We start from the raw sequence: 14,717 nt of genomic DNA, 5'->3' as shown, positions 1-14,717 counted from the left end.
GTTGACGTCCCCGCACATCCCGTACGCCCCCCGCGCGGCCCAGGCCCCGTACACCCCCCACGTCCCGCATCCCCCGCGCGCCCCGCGCACCGACCCCGTCGTCGCGGCCCTGGGCGGGCTGGGCACGGCGGTCGACTGCACCGGTGTGCGCAGCCTCCCCCTGGAGGGGCCGCACGTGCTGTGGCTCGTCGTGGACGGGGCCCTGGACCTGTTCGCCGTCGGCTCCGCGAGCTCGGGCCACTGGCACTTCCTGGGCCGGCTGGAGGCGGGCACGCTGCTGCTGGGCCCGGTCGAGGGCCCCGAGCACACCCTGGTCGGCCGCCCGCTGGAGGGCTGCCGGCTGCACCGCGTCGAACTGCGCGAGCTGCCCCACCCCGCCCGGACCGCTCCCTCCCGGGGCACGGACGGATGGGGCACGGACGGATGGGGCACCGGGCAGTGGACGGCGGGCCGGTGGGGCACGGATCAGTGGGACGGGGCCGCGCCGGCCGACGGCCGGGGGAGCGGCGGAGCCGGCTCGTGGGACGGGGCCGCCGGCCGGCTCAGCCCGCTGGAGCAGGCGTTCGCGCTCGGCATCGGCCGCGGCCTGCGGGTGCTCTACCAGGCGCCGCTGGACGGCCCCGCCGTCACCGGCGAGCACCCGGCCGACGACGACGTCCTGTGGATGCAGCTGGCCCCCGGCAGCGTGCAGTACGGCGCCGCCTACCAGGCGGAGGCCGTCGGCACGCTGCTGGTCGACACGGCGATGTGGCAGGGCATGGTCGACCAGCAGTACCGGCTGCTGTACGCCCTGGACCGCCGGATCGAGGAGCTGGAGCGCACCCACGAGGACCGCACCGCGGCCGGCATCGAGGCCGGCGAGGCCGCCCGCACCCAGGCGGACCAGGCACTGCTGGCCTCCATCGGCCGCTCCGGCCGCACCCCCCGGCGCGGCGCGGGCGACGACGCGGTCCTCGCCGTCTGCCGGCTGGTGGCCGGACGGGCCGGCATCACCCTGACCGAGCCGGGCGGGGCGGGCACCGTCTCCGAGCGCACGGATCCGGTCGAGCGCATCGCGATCGCCTCAGGCGTCCGCACCCGCACCGTCCGGCTCGGCGGGCGCTGGTGGCAGGAGGACAGCGGCCCCCTGGTCGGCCGGCGCGTCCGGGGCGTCCGGGGCGCCGCGGGGGCGGAGTCCGGGGAGGGCGCGCCCGTGGCGCTGCTGTGGCGGCGCGGCGGCTACGAGGCGGTGGATCCCGCGACCGGCGAGCGCGAACGCGTCGGCAGGTCCAACGAGGCCGGCTTCGAGCCGCGCGCCGTGATGTTCTACCGCCCGCTGCCCGACCGCCCGCTGGGCCTGCTCGGACTGCTGCGCTTCAGCGTGCGCGGCACCCGCGCCGAACTGCGCGACCTGGCCCTGGGCGGCCTGGTCGCCGTCGGCCTGGGCGCACTGGTGCCCATCGCCACCGGCAAGGTGCTCGGCGAGTACGTGCCCGGCGGCGAGACCGGGCTCATCGTGCAGACGGCCCTGGCGCTCATCGCCGCCGGCGTCGTCTCGGCCGCCTTCATGCTGATGCAGAACACCGCCGTCCTGCGGCTGGAGGGGCGTGTCGAGGCGACGCTCCAGCCCGCCGTGTGGGACCGGCTGCTGCGGCTGCCGACGACGTTCTTCGCGGGCCGCTCCACCGGCGAGCTGGCCGGAGCGGCCATGGGCATCGGCGCCATCCGCCGGGTGCTCTCCGGCATCGGCACGGTGGCCCTCCAGGCGACCACCGTGGGCGCGGTCAACCTCGTCCTGCTGCTCGTCCACAGCGCGCCGCTGGCACTGGCGGCGATCGCCCTGCTGCTGGTCGTCGCCGCGGTCTTCCTGGCGCTGGGGCTGTGGCAGCTGCGCTACCAGCGGCGGCTGGTCAGGCTCGGCCACAAGATCAACAACCGTGCCTTCCAGACCCTGCGCGGACTGCCCAAGCTGCGCGTCGCCGCGGCCGAGAGCTTCGCCTACGCAGCCTGGGCCCGGGAGTTCGCCCGCACCCGCGAACTCCAGCGGCGCGTCGGCCGGATCGGGAACGCCGTCGCCGTGCTCAACGCGGTCTACCTGCCGCTGTGCACGCTGACGATGTTCATGCTGCTGGCCGGACCGGCCCGCGGCGGCATGTCCGCCGCCGAGTTCCTCACCTTCAACACCGCCGTGACGATGATGCTGTCCTCGGCCACCCAGCTGACCGGCGCGCTGATCTCGGCCGCCGCGGTGCTGCCGATGTTCGAGCAGGTCAGGCCGATCCTGAACGAGCTGCCGGAGGTGGGCGGCGGCAGTGTGCCGCCGGGCGAGCTGAGCGGCGCCGTCGAGGCCCGGCAGCTCTCCTACCGCTACGGCGACGACGGCCCGCTGGTCCTGGACGACGTCTGCTTCCGGATCCGGCCGGGCGAGTTCGTCGCGATCGTCGGGGCCAGCGGCTGCGGCAAGTCGACGCTGCTGCGGCTGCTCATCGGCTTCGACAGGCCGCTCTCCGGCAGCGTTCTGTACGACGGCCAGGACCTGGCGGCCCTGGACCGCACGGCCGTGCGCCGGCAGTGCGGCGTCGTGCTGCAGAACGCCCAGCCGCTGACCGGCTCGATCCTGGAGTGCATCTGCGGCGCCGAGGCGTTCTCCCCGGAGGAGGCGTGGGAGGCGGCCGCGATGGCCGGGCTGGCCGAGGACATCAAGGCCATGCCCATGGGCATGCACACCATGCTGTCGGACGGCGGCGGCACCATCTCCGGCGGCCAGCGCCAGCGGCTGATGATCGCCCAGGCGCTGATCCGCAGGCCGCGCATCCTCTTCCTCGACGAGGCCACCAGCGCGCTGGACAACGAGACCCAGAGCGTGGTCATGGCCTCCACCCGCGCCCTGCGCTGCACCCGCGTCGTCATCGCCCACCGGCTGTCAACGGTCATGGACGCCGACCGGGTGATCGTCATGTCGGAGGGCAGGGTGGCGCAGGAGGGCGCTCCGGCGGACCTGCTCGCCGACACCGGAGGCCTCTTCCACGAGCTGGTCCGCCGCCAGCTGGGGTGACCGGGCCCGGCCCGGCGACGGCCGGATCCCGTCCCGCCGCGGCGCCCCTTACCCAGGTGGGGAGGGCGGTGTCTGTGACGGTTGTCACCGCACGGGTGTGAGCTGCGATTTATGCCGGGCACACCGACGGGACTAACCTGCAAGGCGGACATGCCGCGCGCTCCGCAGACGCCGCGGCCACGCGGCACGCCCACGCTGACAACGAACCGCGACACCACAACTAGGGACGGACGCGCGTGGACCTGTTCGAGTACCAGGCGAGGGATCTCTTCGCCAAGCATGACGTACCGGTGCTGGCCGGTGAAGTCATCGACACGCCCGAGGCGGCGCGCGAGGTGACCGAGCGACTCGGCGGTCGCGCGGTCGTCAAGGCGCAGGTCAAGACCGGTGGCCGGGGCAAGGCCGGTGGTGTGAAGCTGGCCTCCGACCCGGACGACGCCGTCGAGAAGGCCCGCCAGATCCTGGGCATGGACATCAAGGGCCACACCGTCCACAAGGTGATGCTGGCCCAGACCGCGGACATCGCGGAGGAGTACTACGTCTCCTTCCTGCTGGACCGCGCCAACCGCACCTTCCTCGCGATGGCGTCCGTCGAGGGCGGTATGGACATCGAGGAGGTCGCGGCCACCAAGCCCGAGGCCCTGGCCAAGATCCCGGTGGACGCCGTCGAGGGCGTCACCGAGGCCAAGGCCCGCGAGATCGTCGAGGCCGCGAAGTTCCCGGCCGAGGTCGCCGACGCGATCGTCGACGCCGTGCAGAAGCTGTGGACCGTCTTCGTCAAGGAGGACGCCCTCCTCGTCGAGGTGAACCCGCTGGTCAAGACCGGCGACGGCCGGATCATCGCGCTGGACGGCAAGGTGTCCCTGGACGCCAACGCCGAGTTCCGCCAGCCGGACCACGCCGCCCTGGAGGACAAGGCCGCGGCCAACCCGCTGGAGGCCGCCGCCAAGGCCAAGGGCCTGAACTACGTCAAGCTCGACGGCCAGGTCGGCATCATCGGCAACGGCGCGGGCCTCGTCATGAGCACCCTGGACGTCGTGGCCTACGCCGGTGAGAACCACGGCGGCGTCAAGCCCGCCAACTTCCTCGACATCGGCGGCGGCGCCTCCGCCGAGGTCATGGCCAACGGCCTGGAGATCATCCTCGGCGACCCGGACGTCAAGTCCGTCTTCGTCAACGTCTTCGGCGGCATCACCGCCTGCGACGCCGTCGCCAACGGCATCGTGCAGGCCCTGGAGCTGCTGAAGTCCAAGGGCGAGGACGTCACCAAGCCGCTGGTGGTGCGCCTCGACGGCAACAACGCGGAGCTGGGTCGCAAGATCCTGACCGACGCCAACCACCCGCTGGTGCAGCAGGTGGACACCATGGACGGCGCGGCCGAGCGTGCCGCCGAGCTGGCCGCGAAGTAACGAAGGACGAGGACACCGACAACAATGGCTATCTTCCTCACCAAGGAAAGCAAGGTCATCGTCCAGGGGATGACCGGCTCCGAGGGCCAGAAGCACACCCGGCGCATGCTGGCCTCCGGCACCAACATCGTCGGCGGCGTCAACCCGCGCAAGGCGGGCACGACCGTCGACTTCGACGGCACCGAGGTGCCCGTCTTCGGCACGGTCAAGGAGGCCATGGAGGCCACCGGCGCCGACGTCACCGTCGTCTTCGTCCCGGAGAAGTTCACCAAGGGCGCGGTCATCGAGGCGATCGACGCCGAGATCCCGCTCGCCGTGGTGATCACCGAGGGCATCGCCGTCCACGACACCGCCGAGTTCTGGGCCTACGCGGGCTCCAAGGGCAACAAGACCCGCATCATCGGCCCGAACTGCCCCGGCCTGATCACCCCCGGCCAGTCCAACGCGGGCATCATCCCGGCCGACATCACCAAGCCGGGCCGCATCGGCCTGGTCTCGAAGTCCGGCACGCTGACGTACCAGATGATGTACGAGCTGCGCGACCTCGGCTTCTCGACCTGTGTCGGCATCGGCGGCGACCCGATCATCGGCACCACCCACATCGACGCCCTCAAGGCGTTCGAGGCCGACCCCGACACCGACCTGATCGTGATGATCGGCGAGATCGGCGGCGACGCCGAGGAGCGGGCCGCGGACTTCATCAAGGCCAACGTCACCAAGCCGGTCGTCGGCTACGTCGCGGGCTTCACCGCCCCCGAGGGCAAGACCATGGGCCACGCCGGCGCCATCGTCTCCGGCTCCTCCGGCACCGCCCAGGCGAAGAAGGAGGCCCTGGAGGCCGCGGGCGTGAAGGTCGGCAAGACGCCGTCCGAGACCGCCCGTCTGGCGCGCGAACTGCTCGCCGGCTGACACGGCGCACGACGCCGGACGGCGCGGGCCCGCACCCCTCCAAGGGGCGCGGGCCCGCGCCGTCCGCGCGACCTCCGCCAGGTCCCGGGCCGTCCTCAGCCGGCCGCCCGGTCCCCCCGCCCGTCCGGGGAGGACTCGGACACGGCCGGGGTCCCGGTCTTCTGCGGCGCCTGCCGCGCGGAGTCGTGCGCCTGGGGTCCGCCCAGCGAGGCCAGCAGCGCCGCCGCGGCCACCAGCGCGGTGGCCCCGAAGGACGCGCCCGTCCGCAGCCGGACCGTCCGCTCGCTGCCGTCGCGCGCCGTGCCTGCGGACGGGAGCTCCGGCAGGGGCTCGGCGTCCGCCAGCTCCTCCAGCAGGGAGCGGATGATCTCCCTGCGCCGGGCCGGTGCGACACGGCGCAGGACCGGCACGTACTCGGCCAGCGCCTCGCGCGCGTGCATCAGCCGTGCGGCCGTGGCGGCGGTGCTGGCCTCGCTCTCGGCGGCCGTCTCCGACAGCCCCAGCCCGAGACCGTCGTGCAGGAGCAGCGTGCGGCGGTAGGAGGGCGGCAGGTCCAGCAGGGCTTCCGGCGGCAGCCCTCCACCGCTCCCGTTTGGCCCGCCCCTCCCCGGCCCGTCCTTTCCCGTTCCGCCCCTCCGGGCCGCGCGGCGGCGGGGGTCCAGCCGGTGCCAGGGCGAGAGCGCGTGGTCGTACGCCGCCGTCCGCACCCAGCCGGCCGGGTCCCGGTCCACGGCGACCTCGGGCCACCGCTCCCACGCCTGCCGGAAGGCGTGGCGCACGGCCCGTACGGCCAGCTTCCGGTCGCCGGTGAGCAGATACGCCTGGCGCAGCAGCGGCCGCGCCAGGCGCTCGTAGAGCAGGTCGAACGCCTCGGCCGGTCCGTCCGCCGCCGCCGGGCGGGGGTGGTCCGCGGCCTCCGCGAGCCCGGACGGCGGCCCGGCGGCGGGCTTCACGTCCGCGGCGGTTTCCGGGGCCGCGCCCTCGGCGGGTGCGGGAACGGAGAGTGTCTCGGTCATGCTGGCCGCCCCCTACGGGTCGTCATGATTGCGGCGGTATGGGTGCCATACCGCCGCACTGTATGAAAAAACTGCATAGCGTACTGTGTGCGACACATCGACTGTTTCCCTGCTCCCCGGACGAATCGGGCGTTGTTGGCAGCATGTCGGCGTGCATCCGATGACCCGCCGCGACGCGTCGCCCTCCCCACCGCCCCCGCATGCCCTCGTGCTCGTCCGTCATGCGCCGGTCCCTCCCCGTGACCGTCTTCTCGACGGTGTGATGGCAGCGGGCCTGGGCCTGGGCGGGATCGCCGTCCTCGTCATGCTGCTGTGGATCACCTCGCCCCACCCCGACGACGGCCCCGACGGCGCGCTGCGCATCGCCGCCGACCTCTGGCTGGTGGCACACGGTGCCCCCCTCGTCCGCACCGAAACCCTCAGCGGTTCCCCCGCGCCGGTCGGGCTGGTGCCCCTGCTGCTGTGCGCCGTGCCGGTGTGGCTGCTCCACCGCACGGCCCGCGGCGCGGCCCGGGGGCCTGCCTCCGCCCGCGTCCCCGCGTACGCCCCCGCCGGTGTACCCGGCGGTCCCGGTGCGGGTTCCGGCGGGAGTTCCGGGGCGGGGGACGCGGGCGCGGCATGGCGTGCCACGGGCTGGATCATCGCGGGGTATCTGCTGGTCGCGGCGCTCGTCACCGTCTACGCGGCCTCCGGCCCCATCCGGGTCGATCCGCTGGGAGCCGCGCTGCGCCTGCCCGTCGTGGTGGCCGCGGCGGCGGCCGCGGGAACGTGGACGGGCCTCGGGCGGCCGCTGCCCGAGACCCCGCCGCCGCTCCCGCGCCGGGTGCGGCGGCGGACGGAGCGGCCGGCGCTCACCCGCGCCGGAGCGTCGGCCGCCCTGCGCGGCGCCGCCGCGGCGACCGCGGCGCTGTGCGCCGGGGGCGCGTTGCTGGCGGCGGGCGCCCTGCTCTGGCATGTCGCCACCGCCCAGCGGGCCGCCTTCCCGCCGCCGGAGCCGCCGGCCCCGACCACGTCGGGGCTGGCGGCGGTCCTGCTGCTCGCCCTGGCGCTGACGCCCAACGCGGCCGTCTGGGGCGCGGCGTACGGCCTCGGCCCCGGGTTCACGCTCGGCGGGGACAGCGTGGTGCGGCCCTCGGCCGTGGCCGGCCTGCCGCCGCTGCCGGACTTCCCGCTGCTGGCCGCCGTACCGGCCGAGGGGCCGGGCACCGCCGCGGCCTGGGCCGCGGCGGCCCCGGTCCCGCTGGCGGGCGGGCTGCTCGCCGCGTGGTGCGTGGCGCGCGCGGCCGTGCCCGCCAGGGAGGCCTCGCGGCGCTGGACGGACGGGCGACCGCCTGCGCGGCGGTGCTGGCCGCCTGCGGCTGCGGCGCGGCGATGGCGGTGCTGGCCGCGTGCGCGGGCGGCCCGCTGGGCACGGGGGAACTGGCCCACCTCGGCCCGGACTGGCGGCTCACCGGGGCCGCGGCGCTGGGCTGGACGGCCGCCCTGGGGGCGCCGGCGGCCATGGCCCTGCGGTCCTGGCGGCTGCGCCCGGCCCGCGGGCGCTGACCTGCGCCGGCCGCGAAGCCTCCCGCGGCCCCGCGGCCGTGGCGGCCGCGCCCGGCCTCACTCTCCTGTCCGGTCTCACTCCTGCCCGGGGTCGCCGAACAGCGGGCGCAGCTCCTCGGGCAGATGCCGTTCGCACGCCTCGCGGGAGGAGGTGGTGAGGGCGTCCTCGACGCAGACGAAGTAGTCGCGGTAGACGAGCTGGACGGTGAACTGCGCCGCGATGATCACCAGCGCGAGGATCCCCGTGACCAGCCCGGTCACCGCCGCCGCGAGCTGGGGCCGGCCCGAGCGGCCGGCCTCCGGGCGGGAGGGGCCGGGCGCCCGGCCCGCGCCGGGCTCGGGCGCGGTGGAGCGGTCGGCGCCGGCCACGTCCTCGGGCCGTGCGGCCGCCCGGCCGGTCTCCGCGCCGGAGCCGGTGCCGCCGCCCGCGCCGCCGCCGGTGCCCGGCTTGCCGCGGATGGCACCGATGCCCCAGTAAACAGCCAGCGCGCCCAGCGGCACCGCAAGCCAGGGGAAGCCGAAGAAGGCGAAGATCAGCCCCCAGCCGCCGATGACCAGGGCGTACCGGGCCCGGCGCTGGACCGGGTCGGTCGGGTCCCAGCGCATGCCGCCGGGCCCGCCGCCGGGTCCGCCGCCCTGCTCCGGACGGCCGCCGCTGCCGAAGCCGCCGCTCTGGCGGCCCGGCTGGCGGCTGCTCCACCGGCTGCCCCAGTCGGGCGAGGAGCCCTCCGGCCGGTCGCCGTTCCCGTCGCCCCGCGGGGAGTCCGGCGAGTCGGACGAACCGGAGGAGCCGGATGAGCCGGACGAATCCGCTCCCTGGGACCCGCGCGGGCTCCAGGGCTGCTCGGGGCGTCCCTCGGGGGGCGCGGCGAAGGGGTTGTCGTCCTCCCGGCCGCGGGAGAGCAGTCCGTCGGAGAGCAGTCCGCGGGAGAGCCGGCCGGGAGAGGAGGACGGACCGGAGGGAGGCCGCCACCGGAGCGGGCCCGGGGCGGTACCGGTCGGGATCCCGGTCGAGTTCTCAGGGGCCGCGCGGCGTCGTCGGTCCGTCATGTGCTCTGTGTCTTCCCCTAGATGTCGTCCCGGCCCCGGGCCGTTCGCCGATGTGTGGCCCAGACGCTACCGGGCGGCCGTCCCCCCGTCCCGAGGGGGCTGCCCGGTGTGCCGGTATCGTTGCTGACGGTCGGCCGCTTCGTAGGGTTCCCCGGATTCGTCCGCCCCATGGATTCGTACGACCGTACAAAGCCGCACCGTCCCATCGAGAGATCCGAGAAGAGCCTCGTCGTGGCTTCCGCTTCCCGTTCCTTCGCCGCCCACTCCCCGGCCCGCGTCGTGGTGCTCGTATCGGGTTCGGGTACGAACCTCCAGGCCCTCCTCGACGCCGTCGCCGAGGAGCGGCCGGACGCCTTCGGCGCCGAGATCGTCGCCGTCGGGGCCGACCGCGGCGGCATCGCCGGGCTGGAGCGCGCCGAGCGCGCCGGGCTGCCCACCTTCGTCTGCCGCGTGCGCGACCACGGCACCCGGGACGCCTGGGACCGCGCGCTGACCGAGGCGGTGGCGGCGTACGAGCCCGATCTGGTGGTCTCCGCCGGCTTCATGAAGATCGTGGGCAAGGAGTTCCTCGCCCGGTTCGGCGGGCGCTTCGTCAACACCCACCCCGCCCTGCTCCCCAGCTTTCCCGGCGCCCACGGTGTGCGCGACGCGCTCGCGTACGGCGTGAAGGTCACCGGGTGCACCGTCCACTTCGTCGACGACGGCGTCGACACCGGCCCGATCATCGCCCAGGGCGTGGTCGAGGTGCGGGAGGAGGACGACGAATCCACGCTCCACGAGCGGATCAAGGAAGTCGAGCGGCGGCTGCTCGTCGACACGGTGCGACGCATCGCCCGCCACGGCTACCGCATCGAGGCAAGAAAGGTCATTCTCGGTCATGACTGAAGGCTCCGAGACCACCGAGGCCACCAGGCGGCCCGTCCGCCGCGCGCTGGTCAGCGTCTACGACAAGACGGGCCTGGAGGAGCTGGCCCGCGGCCTGGACGCGGCGGGCGTCAAGCTCGTCTCCACCGGCTCGACGGCCGCGCGGATCGCCGCCGCGGGCGTGGAGGTCACCCGGGTCGAGGAGCTGACCGGCTTCCCCGAGTGCCTGGACGGCCGGGTGAAGACCCTCCACCCGCGCGTGCACGCCGGCATCCTGGCCGACCTGCGCCTGGAGGACCACCGCCGGCAGCTCGACGAGCTGGACGTGGAGCCCTTCGACCTCGTCGTCGTCAACCTCTACCCCTTCCGGGAGACCGTCGCCTCCGGCGCCTCCCCGGACGAGTGCGTGGAGCAGATCGACATCGGCGGTCCGTCGATGGTCCGCGCCGCCGCCAAGAACCACCCGTCCGTGGCCGTCGTCGTCAACCCCGGCCGCTACGGCGAGGTGCTGGAGGCCGTCGCGGGCGGCGGCTTCGACCTCGCCGCCCGCCGGCGCCTGGCCGCCGAGGCGTTCGCGCACACCGCGGCCTACGACGTGGCCGTCGCCTCCTGGTTCGCGGACGACTACGCCCCGGCCGACGACTCCGGCTTCCCCGAGTTCCTCGGCACCGCCTACCGGCGTTCGAACGTGCTGCGCTACGGCGAGAACCCGCACCAGGCCGCCGCCCTCTACAGCGACGGCACCGGCGGCCTGGCCGACGCCGAGCAGCTGCACGGCAAGGAGATGTCCTACAACAACTACACGGACACCGAGGCCGCGCGCCGGGCCGCCCACGACCACACCGAGCCGTGCGTGGCGATCATCAAGCACGCCAACCCCTGCGGCATCGCCGTCGGCGCGGATGTCGCCGAGGCCCACCGCAAGGCCCACGCCTGCGACCCGCTGTCCGCCTTCGGCGGCGTGATCGCGGTCAACCGCCCCGTCTCCGTCGCCATGGCCGAGCAGGTCGCCGAGATCTTCACCGAGGTCATCGTGGCCCCGGACTACGAGGACGGCGCGGTGGAGGTGCTGGCCCGCAAGAAGAACATCCGCGTGCTGCGCTGCCCCGAGGCCCCGGCCGCCCGCCTGGAGCACAAGCCGGTCGACGGCGGCGCGCTGCTCCAGGTCGCCGACCGCCTCCAGGCCGACGGCGACGACCCCGCCGCCTGGACGCTCGCCACCGGCGAGGCGCTGGACGCGGCGGAGCTGGCCGAGCTGGCCTTCGCCTGGCGCGCCTGCCGGGCGGTGAAGTCCAACGCGATCCTGCTGGCCAGGGACGGCGCCACCGTCGGCGTCGGCATGGGCCAGGTCAACCGGGTGGACTCCGCCAAACTCGCCGTCCAGCGCGCCGGCGAGGAGCGGGCGCGCGGCTCCTACGCGGCCTCCGACGCCTTCTTCCCCTTCCCCGACGGCTTCCAGGTCCTGGCGGACGCGGGCGTGCGGGCGGTCGTCCAGCCCGGCGGCTCGGTCCGCGACGAGCAGGTGGTCGAGGCCGCGAAGGCGGCGGGTGTGACGATGTACTTCACGGGCACCCGGCACTTCTTCCACTGAGGTGGACGCGCGTCAGGCCGCGCCCCGGAGGGGGCGCGGCCTGCGGCGCGCGCGGGCCGGGTCAGGCCCGCGGGCGGTTGAACCAGGCCGCCGACTCGGCGGAGGACAGCAGCACGATGCAGACGATGCCGAGCACCAGCCACAGCAGTCCGAGCGGCAGCGTGGCCAGGCCGATCAGCACCAGGACGGCCGACCAGGCGATGCCCGCGATCCGCAGTCCGTTGCCTCCCTGCGGGAACTTCACGGCCAGCACGATGCCGGCGATCGCGTGGAGCAGGAAGAAGACGAACATCGCGTAGTAGATGCCGGTGCTCACGCCGAGGTCGCCGTAGGTCTCCTCAAGGTCCTCCTCGGCCGCGGCGAAGGTGATGATCGCCAGCAGTGAGAAGAGGGCCTGGATCCCGCCGGTGATGAAGAAGATCATCCGGGACGAGCCGACCTTGCGCGGCATCGCCCCGGGCGGCCCGCCGGGGGAGCCCAACGGGCCGGGCGGCGGAGCCAGCGGGTGCTCCTCGGCGCCGCCGAAGGGGCCGTAGTGCCCGGCCGGCGGGCCGCCCGGCTGTCCTCCTGGGGGCCGGTCGTACGGGTTCTTCCGGTAGGGGTCGTTCGGGGTGTTCGGGTCGGAGCTGCTCATGGCGTTTTCCTCCGGTTCCTCCGGTTCCTCCGGACGGTCTGTGCGGCGACCGGACGCCGAGGGGCCGCACCGCGGCCCCCGCGGTGCGGCCCCCGATGCCTGCGCCCTTGCGCGACGCCCGCCGGGCGGGCCGCGCCACTCCCTCAAGACCACCCTTCCCCGTACCGGCCCGTGCATCCCCCGGCCGTTGCGGGGACCGCCGGTACGGGTGGGGATCCACCGGGCCGGATCGCCCGGGGCTACCGCTGCTGCTTCACGACGACGCTGTTGATCACCTTGTCGGCGAAGGTCTGCTTCTTGTCGTCCCACAGCGGCCACAGATAACCGATGTAGCAGGCCGCGCCGTCCAGGAAGTGCGCCAGCCTCCGCACGAAGGCCATGCCGAAGCCGAGCGGCTGCCCGTCGGCCTCCCGCAGCACACTGATCTTCAGGGCCTTCTTGCCCGGGGTCTGCCCGGTCTTGCCCTCCTGGTGGGTCAGCCAGAGCTGGCCGGCCAGGGAGAGCAGGATGCCGATGACGATCAGCGGCCAGGTGCTGCCGGGCACCTCGGCCGCGTTCTGCGCGCAGATCGTGTCACCGATCGGGCAGCCGTCGGCCGCGTCGATGATCGCTCCGAGGAACTGCGCGTAGCCGATGCCGATCAGGATCATCGGCACCAGGCCGGCGATCAGGCCGTCCAGCAGGGTCGCGCCGACCCGGGCGCCCCAGCTCGCGTACGGCGGCGTGCCGCCGTATCCGGGCTGCTGGGGGTAGGGGGCGTACGCCCCGCCGGGCTGCTGGGGGTACTGCGGCTGCTGGGGGTACGCGCCCTGCGGCGGCACACCCTGCTGCGGGTAGCCGTAGCCGTAGCCGGGCTGCGGAGGCTGCTGGCCGTAGGGGTCCTGCGGCCGGCCGCCGGGCTGCTGCGGGTAGCTCATGAGCGTCTTCCTTACGAGCGGACGGGTCGGGGCCGAGGGGATGTCCAGGGGGGCGTCCGGAGGAACACCGCGGCGCCCCCGCAGCTCCGCTGCGCGAGGAACGGGTCGTACATGAGCGTGCCTCCCCCGTGCGCCGCACCCGTCGGCCCCTGCGGGCACGGCACCCGCGACCATGCTGGTGGGCGAGGATGACGCTGTCCAGACAAGGCAGGGGACTGTGGCGAATCCGCAACGCCCGGCCCCGCCGCACCGGGGGCGAGGCGTTCCGCGACGCTCCGGTCGCTCTCCGTGCCGGAGGTGCCGCGCGGTGCGGACGCGATTGGAGACCGGGCCTCCGTATCCGGGAGGATGGCCCCATGACCGCCCAGATTCTCGACGGCAAGGCCACCGCAGCCGCGATCAAGACCGAACTCGCCGCCCGCGTAGAAGCCCTGAGGGCGCGCGGCATCCAGCCCGGCCTGGGAACGCTCCTGGTCGGTGACGACGTCGGCAGCCAGAAGTACGTCGCGGGCAAGCACCGCGACTGCGCCCAGGTGGGCATCGCCTCCATCCAGCGCGAGCTGCCCGGCACCGCCTCCCAGGAGGACATCGAGGCGGTCGTCCGCGAACTCAACGAGGACCCGGCCTGCACCGGCTACATCGTGCAGCTCCCGCTGCCGCGCGGGATCGACACCAACCGCGTCCTGGAGCTGATGGACCCGGCCAAGGACGCCGACGGGCTCCACCCGACGAACCTCGGCCGCCTGGTGCTCAACGAGCGGGCCCCGCTGCCGTGCACCCCCAACGGCATCGTCGAGCTGCTGCGCCGCCACAAGGTGGAGATCGACGGGGCGGACGTGGCCGTCGTCGGCCGCGGCATCACAGTCGGCCGCTCCATCGGGCTGCTGCTCACCCGCCGCTCGGAGAACGCCACGGTGACCCTGTGCCACACCGGCACCCGGGACCTGGGGGAGCACCTGCGCCGGGCGGACATCGTGGTGGCGGCGGCCGGGGCGGCGCATCTGGTCCGCCCCGAGCACATCAGGCCGGGCGCGGCCGTGCTGGACGTGGGCGTCAGCCGGGACCCGGTGACGGGGAAGATCGCCGGCGATGTGCACCCGGACGTCGCGCAGGTCGCCGGGTGGCTCTCGCCGAACCCGGGCGGCGTCGGCCCGATGACGCGGGCGATGCTGCTGGCCAACGTGGTGGAGGCGGCGGAGCGCGCCGCGGGTGCGGACCGTGTCGGCTGAGACGGGGACGGGGACGGGGAAGGCAGGGGAGGCCGAAGGCGCCGTGGAAGCCGGAGGGGCCGGGGGCAGCGGGCAGGCCGGGCAGGCCGGGCAGGCCGACGGCGCCCGCCGGCGTCCCTCCCGGCGGTTCCCGCTGATCACCCGTGACACCGCCCGCCCCGAGGGGGGCGGGCGGGCGGCCCCCGGGGACGCCCCCGCGCCCGCGCGGCAGTGGCCGCTGCTGTGCGTGCTGACCGGGACGGCCGCCGGCCTGCTGGTGACGCTCGGCCACTTCCGTGCGGGCCTGCTGACCGTCGGCCTGTCCGTGCTCGCCGGCGCCGTGCTGCGCTGGGCGGTGCCGTCGGTGGGGATGCTCGCGGTGCGCTCCCGCTTCACGGACGTGGTGACGTACGGCGTGCTGGGCACCGCCATCGTGCTGCTGGCGCTGATGGCGCAGCCCGCGCCCGTGCTGGAGATCCCCTTCCTGGAGGACATCGTCCACTTCACGATCCGCTGAACGGGCCGGAAACCGCCCGCCGC

11 protein-coding genes and 1 pseudogene are annotated in these 14,717 nt (G+C 74.7%); 8 read left to right on the top strand and 4 right to left on the bottom strand.

Annotated features, from left to right (window positions below; translation table 11 throughout):
- Window position 1 precedes the first annotated feature (1 nt).
- The 3 genes from QPK52_RS09800 (at window position 2) to sucD (ending at window position 5,352) form a co-directional block, all read left to right on the top strand.
- Window positions 2-3,034 carry an NHLP bacteriocin export ABC transporter permease/ATPase subunit gene (locus QPK52_RS09800; protein WP_410536963.1) on the top strand — a complete coding sequence of 1,011 codons (3,033 nt, stop codon included), beginning with the start codon at window positions 2-4 and terminating at the stop codon, window positions 3,032-3,034.
- Between the two features lie 236 nt (window positions 3,035-3,270).
- Window positions 3,271-4,443, top strand: coding sequence for an ADP-forming succinate--CoA ligase subunit beta (gene sucC / locus QPK52_RS09795; RefSeq protein WP_093661512.1), 1,173 nt, complete (start codon window positions 3,271-3,273; stop codon window positions 4,441-4,443).
- 24 nt (window positions 4,444-4,467) lie between these two features.
- Window positions 4,468-5,352 (top strand): succinate--CoA ligase subunit alpha, encoded by an 885-nt coding sequence (gene sucD / locus QPK52_RS09790; protein WP_410536961.1) that lies wholly within the window; start codon window positions 4,468-4,470, stop codon window positions 5,350-5,352.
- Window positions 5,353-5,447: 95 nt separating this feature from the next.
- Here sucD and QPK52_RS09785 read toward each other — a convergent pair whose 3' ends face one another.
- Window positions 5,448-6,368 (bottom strand): hypothetical protein, encoded by a 921-nt coding sequence (locus QPK52_RS09785; RefSeq protein WP_410536959.1) that lies wholly within the window; start codon window positions 6,366-6,368, stop codon window positions 5,448-5,450.
- A gap of 160 nt (window positions 6,369-6,528) precedes the next feature.
- On the opposite strand from QPK52_RS09785, the pseudogene QPK52_RS09780 reads away from it, so the two are divergent.
- Window positions 6,529-7,913 (top strand): annotated as a pseudogene (locus QPK52_RS09780) (DUF6350 family protein).
- A 75-nt stretch (window positions 7,914-7,988) separates the two neighbouring features.
- On the opposite strand, the gene QPK52_RS09775 reads toward QPK52_RS09780, so the two are convergent.
- Window positions 7,989-8,963, bottom strand: a complete 975-nt coding sequence (locus QPK52_RS09775) for a hypothetical protein (protein ID WP_410536957.1) — start codon at window positions 8,961-8,963, stop codon at window positions 7,989-7,991.
- Between the two features lie 231 nt (window positions 8,964-9,194).
- Between QPK52_RS09775 and purN the strand changes: the two genes are divergently transcribed.
- Window positions 9,195-9,848, top strand: coding sequence for a phosphoribosylglycinamide formyltransferase (purN, locus tag QPK52_RS09770; protein ID WP_410536955.1), 654 nt, complete (start codon window positions 9,195-9,197; stop codon window positions 9,846-9,848).
- Entirely contained in the window at window positions 9,841-11,418 is a 1,578-nt protein-coding gene (gene purH / locus QPK52_RS09765) for a bifunctional phosphoribosylaminoimidazolecarboxamide formyltransferase/IMP cyclohydrolase (RefSeq protein WP_410536954.1), read from the top strand. The genes purN and purH overlap by 8 nt, the downstream gene beginning before the upstream one ends.
- A 61-nt stretch (window positions 11,419-11,479) precedes the next feature.
- Here purH and QPK52_RS09760 read toward each other — a convergent pair whose 3' ends face one another.
- A complete protein-coding gene (locus QPK52_RS09760) occupies window positions 11,480-12,052 on the bottom strand; it encodes a hypothetical protein (protein ID WP_410536952.1) in 573 nt (190 codons plus the stop codon).
- A gap of 239 nt (window positions 12,053-12,291) precedes the next feature.
- Complete coding sequence (locus QPK52_RS09755) at window positions 12,292-12,969, bottom strand: RDD family protein (protein WP_410536950.1); 678 nt, start codon at window positions 12,967-12,969, stop codon at window positions 12,292-12,294.
- Between the two features lie 356 nt (window positions 12,970-13,325).
- Between QPK52_RS09755 and QPK52_RS09750 the strand changes: the two genes are divergently transcribed.
- The gene (locus tag QPK52_RS09750; RefSeq protein WP_410536948.1) at window positions 13,326-14,198 is read left to right on the top strand and encodes a bifunctional methylenetetrahydrofolate dehydrogenase/methenyltetrahydrofolate cyclohydrolase; all 873 of its coding nucleotides are present in this window, start codon (window positions 13,326-13,328) and stop codon (window positions 14,196-14,198) included.
- The gene (locus QPK52_RS09745; protein WP_410536946.1) at window positions 14,188-14,694 is read left to right on the top strand and encodes a DUF3017 domain-containing protein; all 507 of its coding nucleotides are present in this window, start codon (window positions 14,188-14,190) and stop codon (window positions 14,692-14,694) included. The genes QPK52_RS09750 and QPK52_RS09745 overlap by 11 nt, the downstream gene beginning before the upstream one ends.
- The last annotated feature ends 23 nt before the right edge of the window (window positions 14,695-14,717 follow it).

Origin of the sequence: Streptomyces sp. KL2 (assembly GCF_046529545.1) — a bacterium.
Classification (GTDB): Bacteria; Actinomycetota; Actinomycetes; order Streptomycetales; family Streptomycetaceae; genus Streptomyces; species Streptomyces radiopugnans.
This window is presented reverse-complemented; position numbering and strand designations above follow the sequence as displayed.